Consider the following 21,559-nt stretch of genomic DNA (forward strand, 5'->3'; position numbering starts at 1 on the left):
TTACTGAACTTCCTCGTCACCCCCCTCCGCCAACGCCATATTTAAAGCCTGAACTAAAACAGCTCTATCCTCATTATTCTCCAACATACTAAAATGGTTACCCGAAATTGGAATTAACCGAAGCGAAGAATCAGGCAATATCCGCGCCCAGCCTAACGACATATCCCTGTTTAAAGGCGGTGATTCAACATCCATAACTTTAGTATCCATAGCATTAGTTTCCATAACAACAGATACAGGTGGAGAAGGCTCCATTGCGTAGAATTGATGCAGTGTTATCGCCGATACTTGCGGCTCATAGTTTTTAACTATTTGTGCATAATTTGCTATCTGTTCCCAACGTCTTGCGATTAAATCAGCACGCAGATTTGCCGGATATAACGCCAATTTCTGCGCCATTTCGATAAATTGCACCAAATCTAATTCATCAATTTGTTGGTACAGTGCCGTAATTTCTTCAATATGTCCGTCTTCTGCTTGTCTTGCCAACTCGATAAAAAATTGGAATTTTGGCGGCGTTATCCGCGGCCTGTAATAATGAGGAACTGGCGTATCTATCAGACCAAGGAAATTAACCGCTTCACCAGAATACAGAAGTTGCTGGGCAATCGCATAAGCCAATATGCCACCGGAAGAGTAACCACATATCTGATATGGACCTTCCGGTTGAACCACTTTCATAAAGTGGATCATTCTTGCGGCTTGCTCTTCCATAGTCGACATCGGCTCTTCACTTATGGATGGCCACGGCAATGCATAAATCGGGTAGCCTGAATGAAGCTGCTGAGACAACCCGAACACATAGGAATAATCACCCATCCCGCTAGGCACAAAGAATAACGGCAGGCCCGTTCCACCAAGTCGCACCGATATCGCACTGTTTCGTGGTTGAGACAACGTATCTGAGGTCATTTTTGCTGCCAGTTCAGACAGCACAGGGAATTGAAACAGATCATTCAATGTACAAATAAATCCATGATTAGCTATAAGATTTATCATCCGCATAGCCAACAATGAGTGACCACCCAAGGCGAAGAAATTGTCATACCGACTAACCTGCTCAACGCCCAGTAATTCACACCAAATAGCCGCTAATACGGTTTCCGTTTCTCCTTGTGGCACTTCATAAATCTGCCGGGCAAAAGCTTCATTGCTTGGGGCAGGTAGTGCATGACGATCCAATTTACCGTTAGAAGTCAACGGAAAATCATCCAGACGCACAAAAGCCGACGGCACCATGTAATCCGGTAAAATGGCACTCAGGTAAATGCGCAAGCTATTAGCCAGTCCCTCATCCTGTCGTGCCACGACATAAGCAACCAAACGTTTATCTTGCCCATCACCTAGCACCAACACCACGGCCTCTTGTACCGTTGAGTGTTCCACCAATCGAGCCTCAATCTCACCCGGCTCAATGCGGAAGCCGCGGATTTTAACTTGTTGATCGTTACGGCCAAGGAACTCCAAATTACCATCCGGCAGGTAACGGGCTAAATCCCCGGTCCGATACATGCGGGCATCAGGTAAATCACTAAACGGATCAACAAGGAAGCGTTCAGCCGTCAGCTCAGGGCGATTGAGATAACCACACGCTACACCTGCTCCCCCAATATACAACTCCCCTACTACCCCCAGAGGTACCGGCTGACCATAGACATCCAGCAGATAAACCCGCGTATTGGCTATCGGTCGACCAATGGGGATCTGGGTCATCCCCAATGATAATGCCGTGATACGGTAAGTAGTGGTAAAAGTGGTACCCTCACTCGGCCCATAACCATTCAATAACTGTTGAGGCGGGCTATCACGCAGAACCTGAGCAATCACATGCGGGTCCAGCACATCGCCGCCGACAATCAGGATCTTAAGTTGCGCAAGAGCCGGAGCCAACTCTGCCGCCAACCGGTTAAACAGCCCAACACTCAACCACATCACTGTGATTCGATAAGCTTGTAATGCTTGGACAAACGCTTTAGGCGTCAACACAGTCGTGTGATCAATCACCACCAAAGTTCCGCCATTTAGCAATGGCGCCCAAACTTCAAAGGTGCTGGCATCGAAAGCCGGGTTAGCTTCAAACGCCACCCGATCATCCGGCCCGATTTCAGCATACCCATTATTAATAACCAGCCGAACCACCGCCTGATGCGGCACCATTACTCCTTTTGGCGTACCGGTCGAGCCGGAGGTATACATGATATAAGCCAGCTCGATATTGGACCGAGGTAAGTTAAGATTAAGGTAATCCTCCTCTTCGATATCACTCATCTCATCAGCAAAGCAATACAGGGGAATATCCAAGTTAACCGGAATATCTGTAAGCAACAATTTGGCTGAACAATCGTTTATCAACCAATGCTGCCGCTCATCCGGCACTCGGGGGTCGATAGGCACATAAACGGCCCCGGCTTTAAGGATTGCCAATTGAGCTACCACCAGTTCGATAGAACGCTCTAACAGCACCGCCACGCGATCGTCTGACCCTATCCCCTGCCTGATTAACCGGTGGGCCAGCCGGTTAGCACGGGCATTTAATGCCGCATAGCTGAGAATATGTTCTTCATACATCAGCGCTATTGCATCAGGGGTTTTCTCTGCCTGTTGTTCAAACAACTGGTGAATACAACACTGGTCAGGATATGGCGCCTCAGTTGCATTCCAGGTCTCCAGCAACAGCCGCTTTTCTGCTGCCGGCAGGATATTCAGTGCTCGGACCGGTGTCTCCGGCTGCTGTTCAAGCGCCGCTGCCAGACTTTCCAGCGCCTGTTGCATATAACCGCATACTCTCTCCGGATCAATCGGTTGAACGATTTGTGCCGTCAGCCCCAGAGCATTACCAAAATCCTCCACCGACAAAACAAACGGATAGTTAGTGCGCTCTTGCCCGCCCTGAAATTCAATGCCGCTGATAACTTCATCCGTGGCGATTATTGGCGCATTATGTCGGTAGTTCAACAAAGCACTAAAGAGTGGAATTTCATTTTGTACCCCACTGCAACGTTGAGCCAATGCCAGTGAAGCGTGCTCATGTTCCAGTAATCCAGTCAGCCGGGCATGTGCTGCCCGTACACTGTCCTGCACCGAGGTATCATCCATATCCAGTCGTAACGGCAAGGTGTTGATAAACAGTCCCATGCCGCTATCACCTCCTTGCCCTGCCTGCATCCGCCCAAACAGCACGGTGCCGAACACCACTTTCTCCTGTCCGCTGGTACGTGACAATACCTGTGCCCAAGCCAAGTGGCATAACGCAGCCAAACTGACTCCCAGACGCCGAGCCTGACTACGCAAACGACCATTCAACGTGGCGGGCAACATCCGGTGTGATTGTGCCACCTGTGAACCATCCCGATGTACTTCCATCAATCCGAATGGCAACGTCGGTTGATCCACCCCTGTCAACATATCGGTAAAAAAGCGAGTATGTTCAACCTGACTCACCCCCAACCGGGCCTCAGCTATCAGATTGCGGAAAGGAGTCGGAATAGGCAAGCGGCCCCCCTGCCCGGCGAGGTACGCCTGAACTTCGCGATTCATCACCTCCATTGCAGTATGGTCACCAATCAAATGATGCTGCAACTGCAATACGATCCAACGGCCATCCGTTTCTTGTGCAATAACAACACGTAACAGTGGTGCTTGACCCAAATCAAGACGATGCTGACGCGGATCAAAACGTTGAGCCAGTTGTTCACAAACCGGTCCATCTGAGGAATCCAACGTCAACTCAGTCACTGATAACGGTGCCTTACGCCAGACTACCTGAGCCGGAACTGATAATCCTTGCCAGACAAAGGCAGTACGCAAAATATCATGGCGATCAATCACCTGTTGCACTGCCGTCAAATAACAATCCAGCAACGAACGATCAGCAAAACTCATAGGATAGGCCAGCAGATATGGATCGCCCTTGTTCGCTAATAAATGGTGGAATAGGATGCCATCTTGTAACGGTGACAGGGCATAGATATCCTGAATATTAGCCACTCCCCCCGGCACTTGTTCCACAATATGGTCAATCTCAAGTTGGGTCAGCTCAATTAACGGCAACATCTCAGGCGTGAGTGCTGTAGCCGCCGGAGTGATGACGTTCGCCGGTACCACCACCGCTTGAGACTGTCCTACTGTTTGGGCAAATGCGGACAGCACCGGAGATTGGAACAGATCACGCACCGCCAACGTTAACCCCGCACTACGCAGACGCTCAATCATCTGTATCGCCAACAATGAATGACCACCCAACGCAAAGAAACTGTCATGCCGACTGACTTGTTCAATACCCAACAACTCGCTCCAAATAGCGGCCAATGTGGTTTCTGTCACCCCTTGCGGCGCTTCATAAACCTGCCGGGCAAACGCTTCTTCTTCCGGTGCCGGTAACGCCCGACGATCTAACTTGCCGTTTGGCGTCAGCGGGAAGGAATCCAGACGGACAAACGCTGCCGGCACCATATAATCCGGCAAAATGGCACTCAGATGAGTACGCAAGTGATTAACTAACTCTTCATCCGCTTCTGCCTCCACATAAGCCACCAACCGTTTGTCCTGACCGTCACCTAGTACCAATACAACCGCTTCACTCACCGCCGGATGTTCCATTAGCCGAGCCTCGATTTCCCCCGGCTCAATGCGAAAACCACGGATTTTCACCTGTTGGTCATTGCGGCCCAGGAACTCCAGATTGCCATCCGGTAGGTAACGGGCCAAATCCCCGGTTCGATACATGCGAGCATCTAGTTCACCACTAAATGGATCAGGCAGAAAACGTTCTGCGGTCAGTTCGGGGCGATTGAGATAGCCACAGGCAACACCATCACCACCGATATAAATCTCACCGGTTACCCCCTGCGGCACCGGCTGACCATAAGTATCCAACAGATAAACTCGTGTATTGGCTATTGGCCGACCAATGGGTATCCGGGTTACTCCCGATGGTAACGTCGTGATACGATAGGTGGTGGTAAAGGTGCTACCCTCACTTGGTCCATAGCCATTCAATAACTGTTGAGGCGGGCTATCACGCAGAACCTGCGCCATCACATGGGGATCAAGGACATCACCGCCAACAATCAGAATTTTGATTTGTGGCAACACCGGAGACAACGCTGTCACCAACCGGTTAAACAGCCCGACACTCAACCACAGCACCGTAATACGATAACTCTGTAGTGTTTGGACGAATTCTTTAGGCGTCAGTAAGGTGGCATGATCAATCACCACTAATGAGCCGCCATTTAACAACGGCGCCCAGACTTCAAAAGTACTGGCATCAAAAGCCGGATTCGCTTCAAAAGCCACCCGATCATCCGGCCCGATTTCAGCGTACCCATTATTAATCACCAGCCGAACCACCGCACGATGCGGCACCATTACCCCTTTTGGTGTGCCGGTCGAGCCGGAGGTATACATGATATAGGCCAGCTCGGTACTGGAACGAGGTAAGTCTGGATTGTGGTAATCCTCCTCCCTGATGGTGTCCATCTCATCGACAAGGCAATACAATGGAACCGCCAGATCAACCGGAATATCGGTGAGCAACAATTGGGCTGAACAATCGTTTATCAACCAGTTTTTCCGTTCGTTCGGTACATGGGGATCGATAGGCACATAAACAGCTCCGGCCTTAAGAATAGCCAACTGAGCCACAACCAGCTCAATGGAGCGTTCTAATACCACAGCAACCCGATCATCAGACCGTATCCCCTGCTCGATTAACCGGCCAGCTAGCCGGTTGGCACGAGCATTTAATTCGGCATAACTGAAAATGCGTTCTTTATACACCAACGACACCACATCAGGGGTTTTCTCTGCCTGCTGCTCAAACAGCCGGTGAATGCATAACTGGTCAGGATACGGCACCTGGGTTGCATTCCAGGTTTCCAGTAACAGCTTGCGTTCCACCTCGGTCAGGATATTAATTTTCCCGACCGGCTGTTGTGGGTTAGCTGCCATCTCTCTCAGTACGGTATGGAGATATCCCACCTGTCGCTCAATGGTGAGTTGATCAAACAGGGCAGTGGCATAATTCAGATAACCGACAATTCTGCCATCCATCTCGGATAAACTCAGTTCAAGATCAAACTTAGCCCCATCAAAAGTTTGTCCAACAGGTGAAACGACCAGTCCGGGTAACGTCCAATCTTTATTTTCATTGCTTTGCCAGGCAAACATCACCTGAAACAATGGGGTATGCGCCAATCGGCGCAACGGTTGCACGATTTCCACTACCTGTTCAAACGACAGGTCTTGATGCTCCTGTGCCGCCAGCGCGGTTTGCCGCACACGCACCAACAATTCTGTTACATTGGGTGCACCGGATAAATCCATCCGCAACGCCAGCGTATTCACAAAGAAACCGATCAACGATTCCACTTCTTGTCGACTTCGGCCTGCACTTGGTGTACCGATAACCAAATCTTCCTGACCGGACAAACGCGATAGAACTGTCGCCCAGGCAGCCAACAGGGTCATAAATAGCGTGACGCCCTGCTGTTCACTCAGGTGTTTGAGGGATTGGGTTAACTCCACATCCAGACTGACGGGCAATAAAGCCCCGGCAAACGACTGCTGAGGTGGACGTGGCCGGTCAGTAGGCAAATCCAACAGTACCGGCGCATCAGCCAGCCTTGTGCGCCAATAGTCAGATTGAGTCTGTATGCGTTCAGCCGATAGCCACTGATGCTGCCAAGCGGCGTAATCAGGATATTGAATCGCTAACGGTGGCAACGGATCTGATTGCCCTGCCAGGAAAGCGGTGTAAAGGGTGCTCAATTCACGCATCAACACGCTGACAGACCAGCCATCGAAAACAATATGGTGCAGGGTCAGCAAGAAAACGTAATCATCGTCAGCCAGTTGTACCAGACTGGCACGAATTAATGGGCCGCAAGCAAGATCAAACGGCGCCTCGGCTTCCTGAGTAGACAGAAACGCAAGCTGCGCATCCCTATCAGGTATATCCCGCAGATCATATTTTTTCATCAGTAAGCCCGATTCCGCCAGCAACAACTCCACCTGTGGCTGACCATCAACAGCAACGAAGACAGAGCGTAACGCTTCGTGGCGGGCAAACAGCGTATTAAGCGCTTGCTGCCAAGCAGCGATGTCCAACCGACCACGTAAACCCAATGCCACCGGAATATGGTAAGTTTCACTCACTCCTTCAAACTGGGCCAGGAACCACAGACGCTGTTGTGCAAATGACAACGGCAATTTACCTTCACGGGATAGCGGGATAATAGCTGGTAATTTGCTGTTCTGTTCATCAAATCGAGTATTCATCGCTTCAGCAAAATCGGCTAAGGTCGGGAATTTAAACAACGTGGACAGCGGTAATTCAATCCCCAACGCCGCTATCCGGTTCATCATCCGCACTGCCAACAGCGAATGGCCGCCTAAAGCGAAAAAGTTGTCATACCGGCTAATCCGCTCAACACCGAGTAACTCACGCCAGATAACCGCCAATGTGCTTTCCATCTCTCCTAACGGCTCGGCGTAAATCTGCCGGGCAAAAGCCTCTTCCCTCGGTATCGGTAATGCCCGACGATCCAGCTTACCGTTCGGGGTCAGCGGGAAGGCATTCAGGCGTACAAAAGCCACCGGCACCATATAATCCGGTAAAATTGCGCTCAAGTGTGTATGCAGACGGTTAACTAGCGCATCATCCGCTTCTGCCACTACATAAGCTACCAACCGTTTACCCTGCTCATCACCTAGCACTAACACAACAGCCTCTTGCACAGTTGGGTATTCCATCAGTCGGGCTTCGATTTCCCCCGGTTCAATACGGAAACCACGAATTTTGACCTGTTGGTCATTGCGGCCCAGGAATTCCAGATTGCCGTCTGGCAGATAACGGGCCAAATCCCCAGTCCGATACATCCGCGCATTCGGCATCTCACTAAACGGGTCAGCTAAGAAACGTTCAGCCGTCAGTTCAGGACGATTAAGGTAGCCACGCGCCACCCCCGCACCACCCACATACAATTCACCCACGGCCCCCAATGGCACTGGCTGGCCGTAGGTATCCAACAAATAAATCTGGGTGTTCGCCGTCGGATAGCCGATAGGCACTAACGTATCCGTGTAGTCTGGCGGACAACGCCAGGTCGTCGCACACACCGTGATTTCTGTCGGGCCATAGGCATTAAACACCGTCGCCCGACGACTCAGTGCCTGAAGCAGCATTGCGCTAGGTGCCTCACCACCGAGTATCAACGTAGGTCTTATCGATATTTCCGGTAAATCGATCCTTTCCCGGAGCAGTGCCGGGGGCAGACAGGCATGAGTCACCGACTGTTGCTCCAGATAATGCCAGAGACGAAGCGGGTCCTGACGGACGATATCGACAGCAATAATCAGACTAGCACCACTCCCCAACGCCATCATGATTTCCCAAACACTGGCATCAAAACTCAACGAGGCAAACTGCAACATCCGGCTATCCGAGTGAATGTCAAACTGGGCGATTTTATCCTGAACAAGATTAATTAGCCCACGATGCTCAATCATCACGCCTTTTGGTGTACCAGTTGAACCCGAAGTGTAAATCACATACGCCAGATGCTGCGCAGTCAGTGCGGTCACTTGCGGGTTACTGTCCGGCTGATCAGGCAAAATATTCGGGTCCAGCACAGTGAGTCCTGCCAGTGCCTCCTCACCCAGTGCGATACATCCGACATTATCCGCCAACACAATAGCCGGGGCTGCATCAGTCAAAATATGTGCCAAACGTTCCCCTGGATAAGACGAGTCCAACGGAACATAGGCTCCACCCGCTTTCAACACCGCCAGCAAGCCCACGACCATCGTCAGTGAACGTGTCACACAAATCGCTACTCGCTGGTCTGGCGCAACACCCAGCGCAATCAGTTGATGAGCCAGTCGGTTAGCACGAGTATTTAGTTCCGCATAGCTGTACGTCTGTCCTTCATACGCCAGTGCCGTGGCATCCGGGTTTTTCTCCACTTGTTGTTCAAATAACTGATGGATACATAACTGCTCAGAGTAGACAGTTTCAGTCGCATTCCAAGTTTTTAGCAACAACCGGCGTTCCACTTCTGGCAAAATATTCAGTGTCCGTACCGGTGTTTCCGGCTCCTGTTCAAGTGCTTCCACCAAACTCTCCAGCGCCTGTTGCATATAGCCGCATATCCGTTCTGGATCAAATGGTTGCACCACCTGTGCAGTCAATCCCAAAGCGTGACCAAAATCCTCCACCGACAGCACAAACGGATAGTTGGTACGTTCCTGCCCATTAAAGGATTCTATACTGCTGATAGTTTCATCTACGGTGATCGGCTGCGTACTATGCCGGTAGTTCAGCAAAGTACTAAAGAGGGGCGTTTCCCCCGACACTCCACTGCAACGTTGAGCCAGCGCCAGTGAAGCATGTTCATGCGCTAGCAATTCGGCTAACCGAGTATGGGCTAACCGTGCACTGTCTCGCACCGGGGTATCATCTATATCCAGTCGCAACGGCAAGGTGTTGACAAACAGTCCCATGCCGCTATCAGCGCCTTCCCCACCCTGCATCCGCCCAAACAGCACAGTGCCGAACACCATTTTCTCTTGTCCGCTGATACGTGACAACACCTGTGCCCAAGCCAGATGACACAACGCCGCCAAACTGACGCCTAGACGCCGGGCCTGACTACGCAAGTGGTTATTCAATATGGCGGGCAACATCCGGTGCAATTCTGTCACCTGCGAGCCATCTCGATGTACCTCCGTTAACCCGAATAGCAGCGTCGGTTCATCCACGTCAGCCAACATGTCAGTAAAGAAACGGGTATGTTCGACCTGGCTCACTCCCAACCGGACCTGAGCCACCAGATTGCGGAAAGGGACCGGCGCAGGCAAGTTCTCTTCCCGCCCGGTAAGGTACGCCTGAACTTCGCGGTTCATCACTTCCAGCGTCGTATGATCGCCAATCAGATGATGCTGCAATTGCAGGGCAATCCAGCGACCATCCGTTTCTTGCGCCACCATAAAGCGCAACAAGGGGGCTTGGCTCAAATCGAGACGGTGATGACGCGGGTCAAAACGTTGAATTAGTTGCTCATAAACCGGTCCATCAACGGAATCCAACGTCAACTCAGTCACTGATAACCGCGCCTGACGCCAGACTACCTGAACCGGTGCTGATAATCCTTGCCAGATAAAAGCAGTACGCAAGATGTCATGGCGGTTAACCACCTGTTGCACTGCCGCCAAATAACTGTCCAACAGAGATCGGTCAGCGAAAGCCGTCTGACTGACTAATAGATACGGATCACCTTTATTCGCCAACAGATGATGGAACAGAATACCGTCTTGTAACGGCGACAGGGCATAAATATCCTGAATATTAGCAACCCCACCCGGCACTTGTTCAACGATATGATCAATCTCAGTCTGAGTTAGATCAATCAATGGCAACATCTCAGGTGCAAGGGCAGTGATTGCCGGGGTGATGACATTCGGCGGCACCACCACCGCTTGTGACTGCCCTACTGTTTGAGCAAATGCGGACAACACCGGGGATTGGAACAGATCACGCACCGCCAGCGTTAACCCCGCGTTACGCAAACGTTCAATCATTCGCACCGCCAGCAATGAATGGCCTCCCAAAGCAAAGAAACTGTCGTGTCGGCTGATCTGTTTAATGCCTAACAACTCGCTCCAGATAGCAGCCAATAGGGTTTCTGTTTCCCCTTGCGGCGCGGCATAAACCTGACGGGCAAAGGCATCTTCCCCCGGTGCCGGTAGCGCCCGGCGATCCAGTTTGCCGTTCGGTGTCAACGGGAAGGCATCCAGACAGACGAACGCTGTCGGCACCATATAATCCGGTAAAATCGCACTTAAGTAAGTACGCAGATGATTAATTAACGCCTCATCCACTTCTGCCGCCACATAAGCCACCAACCGTTTGTCCTGACCGTCGCCAAGCGCCAGTACAACCGCTTCACTCACCGCCGGGTGTTCCATTAATCGGGCTTCGATTTCACCCGGCTCAATGCGGAAACCGCGGATTTTCACCTGCTGGTCATTTCGGCCCAGAAACGCCAGATTGCCATCTGGCAGGTAACAGGCCAAATCCCCGGTACGGTACATCCGGGCATCCGGTTCACTACTGAACGGATTCGGTAGAAAGCGCTCCGCAGTCAGTTCAGGACGATTGAGATAACCCCGTGCCACACCAGCCCCGCCAATATATAACTCACCTACAGCGCCTAACGGTACTGGCTGACCATACTTATCCAACAGATAGAGGGTTAAGTCCGGAATACGCGTGCCAATAGGACTCGTTGTCTGTTCTGCATCATGGCGGCCCAGTGCCCGGTAAGTGACGTGAACCGTGGTCTCGGTGATACCGTACATATTCACCAACTGAGGCAACGTCTCCTCACGCAGGGCATACCACGGCTTCAAAATACTCGGATCAAGGGCTTCCCCGCCAAAGATGATATAACGCAAGCAGTCCGGTAATGGATTGGCGATATAACTGGCAATAAAGGCTTTGAAGGCACTGGGGGTCTGATTCAACACCGTGATGCCGTGTTGACACACGAATTGATGCAGCTCCTGGGGTGAACGGGCAATCGCGTGCGGAACCAGCACCAGTTTAGCGCCGTAGCGTAATGCCCCCCATAATTCCCATACCGAGAAGTCAAACGCTATGGAATGGAACAGGCACCAAATATCCTGCCGGTTAAAGCGATACCAGGATTCAGTCGCGTCAAACAAACGCAGGATATGACGATGTTCCACCATCACCCCTTTCGGCGTGCCGGTCGAGCCCGAGGTGTAAATCACATACGCCAGATGTTGTGCCGTCAATGCCGGCACCTGCGGGTTACTGTCCGGCTGATCTGGCAGATTATTCGGGTCAAGTACCGTCAGACCTGCCAGCGTATTCTCACCCAGCGCATCACGCCCGACTTTATCCGCCAGCAAAATAGCGGGGGCCGCATCGGTCAGGATATGTGCCAGACGCTCACCGGTATAGACCGGATCCAGCGGCACATAGGCGCCACCGGCTTTCAGTACGGCTAATACCCCCACCACCATTGCCGGTGAACGTGACACGCAAACCGCCACCCGTTGGTCCGGTGTGACTCCCAACGCTATCAGTTGATGTGCCAGACGGTTGGCACAAGCATTGAGCTCGGCATAGCTGAGGGTCTGTTCATCGTATGCCACTGCCGCCTCATTAGGCGCATTCTCCACCTGTTGTTCAAATAACTGATGAATACATAACTGCTTAGGATACCGGGTTTCAATGACATTCCGGGTTTCTAATAACAACTTGCGCTCCGCTACAGTCAGGATATCGATTCCTCCGACCAATTGTTGAGGATTAGCTACCATCGCCCGCAGTACGGTATGGAGATAGCTCACCTGTCGCTCAATAGTCGCTTGATCAAACAAGGCGGTGGCATAGTTCAGATAACCAACAATTCGGCCCTCCACCTCAAATAAATTCAGCTCAAGATCGAACTTAACCACATCAATAGCTTGCTCGACCGGTGAAACCACCAGTCCCGGCAGCCGCCATTCCGTGTTCTCATTGTTCTGCCAGGCAAACATCACCTGGAACAATGGGGTATGCGCCAGTCGGCGTGGTGGTTGCACGATTTCCACCACCTGCTCAAACGGCAGATCTTGGTGTTCCTGTGCCGCCAAGGCGGTTTGTCGCACACGCGCCAGCAATTCCGCTACATTGGGTTCACCGGATAAATCCATCCGCAACGCCAATGTATTCACAAAAAAGCCGATTAAAGATTCTACTTCCTGTCGACTGCGACCGGCGCTTGGCGTACCGATAACCAGATCTTCCTGACCGGACAGGCGCGATAGAACCGTCGACCAAGCTGCTAACAGGGTCATAAATAACGTGACGCCCTGTTGCTCACTCAGGCGTTTAAGGGATTGGGTTAACTCCGCATCCAGACTGACAGGCAAGATATTTCCGGCAAATGACTGCTGAGGCGGACGTGGCCGGTCAGTAGGCAAATCCAATAGAACCGGCGCATCAGCCAGCTTTGTGCGCCAGTAGTTAGATTGGGACTGTACCTGTTCTGCCGACAGCCATTGGCACTGCCAAGCGGCGTAATCAGGATACTGAATCGTCAACGGCGGCAACGGATCCGACTGCTGGTTCAAGCAAGCCGAATAAAGCATCTCCAGTTCTGATTTCAGTATCCCTAAAGACCAGCCATCAGAAATAATATGATGCTGGGTTAGTAAGAAAACGTGATCGTCGTCAGCCAGTTGTATCAGACTGGAACGAATTAATGGGCCGCAGGCAAGATCAAACGGGACTCCGGCTTCCTGAGCAGAGAGAGATGCAAGTTGGGTATCCGCATCCGGCACGTCACGCAGATCATATTTCTTCATCGGCAGACCTAATGCCGCCGGCAACAATTCCACCTGTGGCTGGCCGTCAACAGCAACAAAAACAGAACGCAACGCTTCGTGACGGGCAAACAGCGTATCAAGCGCCTGCTGCCAAGCCGCGATATCCAGTCGCCCCTGCAAACGCAGAGCCAGAGGAATATGATAGGTCTCACTCACCCCCTCAAACTGCGCCAGGAACCACAGACGCTGTTGCGCAAATGACAGCGGCAATTGGCCCTCACGGGACAGTGGAACAATAGCGGGCAATATCCTACCTGATTCGTCAAACCGGGTACGCATCACTTCAGCAAAGGCCATCAAAGACGGAAATGTAAACAACGTGGACAGCGGTAATTCAATCCCCAACGCCGCTATCCGGTTCATCATCCGCACCGCCAGCAACGAATGGCCGCCCAATGCGAAAAAGTTGTCATACCGGCTAATTCGTTCAACGCCCAGTAATTCACGCCAGATAGCTGCCAATGTGATTTCCATCTCCCCTGATGGAGCGGAGTAAACCTGCCGGGCAATAGCCTCTTCCCCCGGCGCCGGTAGCGCCCGACGGTCCAGCTTGCCATTCGGCGTCAGCGGGAAAGTATCCAGGCGGACAAAAGCGGCCGGCACCATATAATCCGGTAACACTGCACTTAAGTGAGTACGCAGACGACTGACCAACTCTTCATTCGCTTCTGCCGCCACATAAGCCACCAACCGTTTGTCCTGGCCGTCGCCCAACACCAGAACAACGGCTTCACTCACCACCGGATGTTCCATCAGCCGAGCTTCGATCTCCCCCGGCTCAATGCGGAAACCACGAATTTTCACCTGCTGGTCATTACGTCCCAGGAATTCCAGATTGCCGTCCGGCAGGTAACGGGCCAAATCCCCGGTCCGATACAGGCGAGCATCCGGTTTATCGCTAAACGGATCCGGAAGAAAACGTTCTGCCGTCAGTTCAGGACGGTTAAGATAGCCACAGGCAACCCCATCTCCGCCGATATAAATTTCCCCTTCCGCTCCCAACGGCACTAGCTGACCATTGGCATCCAACAGATAAACCCGCGTATTGGCTATCGGTCGGCCAATGGGAATTCTCACCACTCCCGACGGTAACGTTGTAATACGGTAGGTAGTGGTAAAGGTGGTGCCCTCACTTGGTCCATAGCCATTTAATAACTGTTGCGGCGGGCTATCACGCAGAACTTGCGCCATCACATGTGGGTCCAACACATCGCCGCCGACCATCAGGATTTTGAGCTGCGGAAGAGCTGGCGACAACTCTGCCGCCAGCCAGTTAAACAGCCCGACACTCAGCCACAGTACGGTAATGCGATAAGTCTGTAATGCCTGGGCAAACTCTTTGGGCGTTAGCACAGTCGCATGATCAATCACCACCAGCGTACCGCCATTGAGCAATGGCGCCCAAACTTCAAAGGTGCTGGCATCGAAAGCCGGATTAGCTTCAAACGCCACCCGATCATCAGGCCCAATTTCAGCGTATCCGTTATTAATCACCAGCCGAACCACCGCCCGGTGCGACACCATGACCCCTTTGGGTGTGCCGGTCGAGCCGGAGGTATACATAATATAAGCCAACTCAGTACTGGAGCGGGGCAAGTCAGGATTGCGGTAATCTTCCGCCCTGACAGCGCCGATCTCATCGTCCAGGTTAACCGGGATATCAGTAAGCAATAACTTGGCTGAACAGTCGGTCATCAGCCAGTGCTTCCGCTCGTCCGGCACTCTGGGATCGATCGGCACATAAACAGCTCCGACTTTGAGGATAGCCAACTGAGCCACCACCAGTTCAATAGAACGCTCTAACTGCACAGCGACCCGGTTATCCGGCAGTATCCCCTGCCCAATTAACCAGTGAGCCAGTTGGTTGGCACGGGCATTTAATTCGGCATAGTTGAGAATGTGTTCTCCATACACCAACGCTATCGCATCAGGGGTATTTTCTGCCTGTTGTTCAAATAACCGGTGAATACAACACTGGTTAGGATATGGCGCCTCAGTCGCATTCCAGGTCTCCAGTAACAACCTCTTTTCTGCTGCCGGCAAAATATTCAGTAACCGTATTGGAGCTTCCGTCTGTTGTTCAAGCGCTTGTATCAGACTTTCCAATGCCTGTTGCATATAACCACATATCCGCTCTGGATCAATCGGTTGAACGATTTGTGCCGTCAATCCCAGAGCATCACCAAAATCCTCCACTGAGAGCACCAACGGATAGTTCGTTCGCTCTTGCCCGCCCAGAAATTCAATACCGCTGATGATTTCATCCGTGGCTATCGGCGACGTACTATGCCGGTAGTTCAATAAGGCGCTAAAGAGCGGAATTTCATTTTGTACCCCACTGCAACGTTGAGCCAACGCCAGTGACGCATGTTCATGCTCCAGCAATCCGGCCAACCGGGTATGGGCTAACCGCACACTTTCCTGTACCGAGGTATCATCTATATCCAGCCGCAACGGCAGAGTGTTGACAAACAATCCCATGCCGCTGTCAGCCCCTTCCCCGGCCTGCATCCTCCCAAACAGTACGGTGCCAAACACCACTTTCGCCTGTCCACTGATACGCGACAACACCTGTGCCCAGGCCAGATGACACAACGCAGCCAAACTGACACCCAGACGCCGGGCCTGGTTACGCAAACGGTCATTCAGCTCAGGCGTCAACATCCGGTGCGACTCCGCCATTTGTGAACCATCCCGATGGACTTCCGTCAACCCGAACGGTAGAGTCGGTTCATCCACTTCAGCCAACATGTCAGTAAAGAAACGGGTATGCTCGGCCTGACTCACCCCCAACCGGGCTTGCGCCACCAAATTGCGGAAAGGGACTGGCGCAGGCAAGCTATCTTCCTGTCCGGCAAGATAAGCCTGAACCTCACGGTTCATCACTTCCAGCGTCGTATGGTCGCCAATCAAATGATGCAACAATTGCAATACGCTCCAGCGGCCATCCTCCTCCTGAGCCACTACAAAATGCAGCAAAGGTGCTCGTTGCAGATCAATACGATATCGACGCGGATCAAAACGTTGAGCTAACTGGTCACGGACTAACCCATCAATCGGGTTCAATGTCAGTTCGGTGACTAACAATGAAGCCTGACGCCAGACCACCTGAACCGGCGTGGACAATCCTTGCCAGATAAAAACTGTACGCAGAATGTCATGACGGTTAATCACCTGTTGCACTGCCATCAAATAACTATCCAACAGGGCGCGGTCAGCAAAGACCATCTGACCAGCCAGCAAATACGGGTCGCCTTTATTCGCCAGCAAATGGTGGAACAAGATACCATCCTGCAACGGTGACAAGGCATAGATATCCTGAATATTGGCAACCCCACCCGGTACTTGTTCAATGATATGGTTAATCTCAGTCTGAGTCAGATCAATCAATGGCAACATCGCCGGTATAAGTTCCGTAGTCTCCGGGGTAATGACATTCGCCGGTACCACTACAGCCTGTGATTGCCCTACTGTTTGGGCAAATTCAGATAACACTGGGGATTGGAATAAATCCCGTACTGCCAGTGTTAATCCCACATTACGCAAACGTTCAACCATCCGTACCGCCAGCAACGAATGACCGCCCAGAGCAAAGAAGCTGTCATGCCGACTCACCTGTTCAACGCCCAACAACTCGCTCCAGATAGCAGCCAGCAGGGTTTCTGTCTCCCCTTGAGGCGCCTCATAAACTTGACGGGCAAATGCTCCCTCCCCCGGCGCAGGTAACGCCCGACGATCCAGCTTACCGTTTGGTGTCACAGGGAAGGTATCCAAGCGCACAAAGGCCGCTGGCACCATATAATCCGGCAAAATAGCACTCAGATAGACACGCAAGCTGTTAACTAGTCCGTCATCCGCTTCTGCCACCACATAAGCCACCAACCGTTTATCCTGATCGTCGCCCAAAGCCAGCACCAGCGCTTCACTCACCGCAGGATGTTCCAGCAATCGAGCTTCGATTTCTCCCGGTTCGATGCGGAAACCGCGGATTTTCACTTGCTGGTCATTACGACCCAGGAATTCCAGATTGCCATCCGGCAAGTAGCGGGCCAAATCCCCGGTCCGGTACATCCGGGCATCTGGCTCACCACTAAATGGATCGTCCAGAAAACGCTCCGCTGTCAAATCAGGCCGGTTGAGATAGCCTCGCGCTACCCCGACACCGCCAATATAGAGCTCTCCAATCGCGCCTAACGGCACCGGCTGACCGTCAGTATTCAGCAAATAAACCCGCGTATTAGCTGTCGGACGCCCAATAGCAATGACGCCCTCAGTGTAGTCTGACGGACAACGCCAGGTGGCCGCACATACCGTGATTTCCGTTGGGCCATAGGCATTAAACACCGTTGCCCGACGACTCAGGGCTTGAAGCAACACAGCGTTAGGTGCCTCACCACCGAGTATCAACGTCGGTCTTATTGTCATTTCCGGCACATCGGTCCCCTCCCGGAGTAGGGCCGGGGTTAGGCAAGCATGAGTTATCGCCTGTTCTTCCAGATAATGCCAGAGATAGCGAGGGTCCTGACGAACCGTATCGGCAGGGATCACCAAAGTGGCCCCACTGCACAATGCCATCATGGTTTCCCAGACACCGGCATCAAAGCCAAATGAAGCAAACTGCAACATCCGGCTACCCGGATGAATATCAAACTGAATGATTTTTTCCTGAATCAGATTAACCAGCCCACGATGTTCGATCATCACTCCTTTGGGTATGCCGGTCGAACCGGAGGTATAAATTACATACGCTAGATAGCGTGGAATTAATGCCGATATCTGTGGGTTGCTATCTGGCTGACTAGGCAATGAATTCGGGTCCAGTACAGTTAGACCTGCCAGTACTTTTTCGCCTAACGCGGCACGTCCAGCATCATCCGCCAGCACAATAGCCGGCGCAGCATCGGTTAAGATATGAATCAGACGTTCCCCTGGATAGGCCGGGTCTAGCGGTACATAAGCACCACCCGCTTTCAGTACTGCCAGCAGCCCCACTATCCGCGCTGGCGAACTCGCTATACAAATTGCCACCCGTTGCTCTGGTACCACTCCTAACGTAATCAGTTGATGCGCCAACCGATTTGCACGGGCATTTAATTCGGCATAACTAAGGGCCTGCCCTGCATACACCAACGCCGTCGCATCCGGGGTTTCCTCTGCCTGTTGCTCAAACAGCCGATGAATACAATCGTGATCTGGATACGACGTTTCGGTTGCGTTCCAAGTTTCCAATAACAGCTTGCGCTCTGCTACGGTCAAGATATCGATTTTCCCGACCGGCTGTTGAGGATTAGCCGCCATCGCCCGTAGTACGGTATGGAGATAGCCCACCTGTCGCTCAATGGTCGGTTGATCAAATAGCGCGGTGGCATAATTCAGATAACCGACAATCTGACCTTCAACTTCAAACAAATTCAGCTCAAGATCAAACTTAACCACATCAAAAGCTTGCTCAACCGGTGAAACCGCCACTCCCGGCAACCGCCATTGCGTGTTCTCACTGTTCTGCCAGGCAAACATCACCTGGAACAATGGGGTGTGCGCCAGTCGGCGCGGCGGTTGCACGATTTCCACCACCTGTTCAAATGGCAGGTCCTGATGTTCCTGTGCCGCCAGCGCAGTTTGTCGTACACGTGCCAGCAATTCCGCCACATTTGGCGCGCCGGATAAATCCATCCGCAACGCCAGCGTATTCACAAAGAAGCCAATCAGGGATTCCACTTCCTGACGCCCACGACCCGCACTTGGCGTACCGATAACCAGATCTTCCTGACCTGACAGACGTGACAGCACTGCCGCCCAGGCAGCTAACACGGTCATAAATAACGTGACGCCCTGTTGCTCACTCAAGCGCTTAAGGGATCGGGTTAACTCCTCATCCAGACTGACGGGCAATAAGGCCCCGGCAAAAGATTGTTGAGGCGGACGTGGCCGATCAGTAGGCAAATCCAGCAGAGCCGGTGCATCAACCAGCCTTGCGTGCCAATAATCAGATTGGGATTGTATGCGTTCAGCCGACAACCATTGACGTTGCCAGGCAGCGTAATCAGGATACTGAATCGCCAACGGCGGCAACGGATCTGACTGCCCAGCCAGAAACGCGGTATAAAGGGTGCTCAATTCACGCATCAACACACTGACAGACCAACCATCAAAAACAATATGATGCAGGGTCAATAAGAAAACGTGATTATCATCAGCCAGTTGTATCAGACTGGAACGAATTAATGGGCCACAGGCAAGATCAAACGGCGTTTCAACTTCCTGAGCAGAGAGCGACGCAAGCTGCGCCTCCACGTCAGGCATATCACGCAGATCATATTTTCTCATCGGCAAGCCTGATGCCGTCGGCAACAACTCTACCTGCGGTTGACCATCGACAGCGACGAAGACAGAGCGCAATGCTTCATGGCGAGCAAATAGTGTATCAAGCGCCTGTTGCCAAGCAACGATATCCAGCCGACCATGTAGACGTAAGGCCAGCGGAATATGATAAGTCTCACTCACCCCCTCAAACTGGGTCAAGAACCACAGACGCTGTTGCGCAAATGACAACGGCAATTGGCTCTCACGAGATAACGGAACGATAGCGGGTAATATCCTGTCCGATTCACCAAACTGGGCGCTTATCGCTTCAGCAAAAGTGGTCAAAACAGGGAATGTAAACAACGTGGACAATGGCAATTCAATCCCCAATGCCGCTATCCGGTTCATCATTCGTACTGCCAACAACGAATGGCCGCCTAAAGCGAAAAAGTTGTCATATCGGCTAATTCGCTCGACACCCAGTAATTCACGCCAGATAGTCGCCAATGTGGTTTCCACCTCCCCTGACGGTCTAGCGTAAATCTGCCGGGCAAAATCTTCTTCCCCCGGCACCGGTAATGCCCGCCGATCCAGTTTGCCGTTTGGCGTCAACGGAAAGGTATCCAGACGCACAAAAGCGGCCGGTACCATATAATCCGGTAAAATCGTACTTACGTGAGTACGCAAGCAATTGACCAATCCCTCATCGGCTTCTGCCACTACATAAGCCACCAGCCGTTTATCCTGACCGTCATCCATCACCAGCACAACCGCTTCATGCACTGCCGGGTGTTCCAGCAATCGGGCTTCGATTTCCCCCAGTTCAATGCGGAAACCGCGAATTTTCACTTGTTGGTCATTACGGCCCAGGAATTCCAGATTACCGTCCGGCAGGTAACGGGCTAAATCCCCGGTGCGGTACATCCGGGCATCTGGAAGATGACTAAACGGGTCTGCCAGGAAACGTTCAGTCGTCAGTTCAGAACGATTAAGATAGCCACAAGCAACACCATCTCCACCGATATAAATCTCACCGGTTGCTCCCTGCGGCACCGGCTGACCATAAGCATCCAACAGATAAACCCGTGTATTAGCTATCGGTCGACCAATAGGGATTCTCATTACTTCTGGCGATAACGCCGTGATACGGTAGGTAGTGGTAAAGGTGGCGCCCTCACTTGGTCCATAGCCATTCAATAACTGTTGCGGTGGGTTATCACGCAGAACTTGCCTGATCACATGTGGATCCAGAACATCGCCGCCGACAATCAGGATTTTGAGCTGCGGGAGAGCCGGAGACAACTCTGCCGCCAGTCGGTTAAATAACCCGACACTTAGCCACAGCACGGTTATGCGATACGTCTGTAATGCCTGAACAAATTCTTTAGGCATCAGCAACGTGGCGTGATCAATCACCACCAGTGCGCCACCATTGAGCAACGGCGACCAAACTTCAAAGGTACTGGCATCGAAAGCCGGGTTAGCTTCAAACGCTACCCGATCATCCGGCCCGATTTCGGCGTACCCATTATTAATCACCAGCCGAACCACTGCCCGATGCGGTACCATCACTCCTTTAGGCGTGCCCGTTGAGCCGGAGGTATACATGATATAGGCCAGTTCAGTACTGGAACGTGGCAAGTCAGGATTGCGGTTATCTTCCTGCCTGATAGCATCCATCTCATCGGCCAGACAAAACCGGGGGATCGCCAAATCAATCGGGATATCGGTAAGCAATAACTTAGCTGAACAGTCGCTTATCAGCCAATGCTTCCGCTCATCCGGTACCTGGGGATCAATCGGCACATAAACGGCCCCGGCTTTTAGGATAGCCAATTGAGCCACTACCAGCTCA

Annotated in this window: 1 protein-coding gene (cut by a window edge); it reads right to left on the minus strand. The window is 52.1% G+C overall.

Annotation, left to right across the window (positions count from 1 at the left end; translation table 11 throughout):
• A protein-coding gene (locus tag BA1DRAFT_RS22520) for a non-ribosomal peptide synthase/polyketide synthase (RefSeq protein ID WP_036775943.1) crosses the window boundary here: on the minus strand, positions 1 to 21,559 show its end. It continues 27,557 nt past the right edge of the window; only the last 21,559 of its 49,116 coding nucleotides appear in the window; its start codon lies off the right edge, out of view; the stop codon is at positions 1 to 3.

It is taken from the genome of Photorhabdus aegyptia (genome assembly GCF_000612035.1).
GTDB classification, from domain to species: Bacteria; Pseudomonadota; Gammaproteobacteria; order Enterobacterales; family Enterobacteriaceae; genus Photorhabdus; species Photorhabdus akhurstii.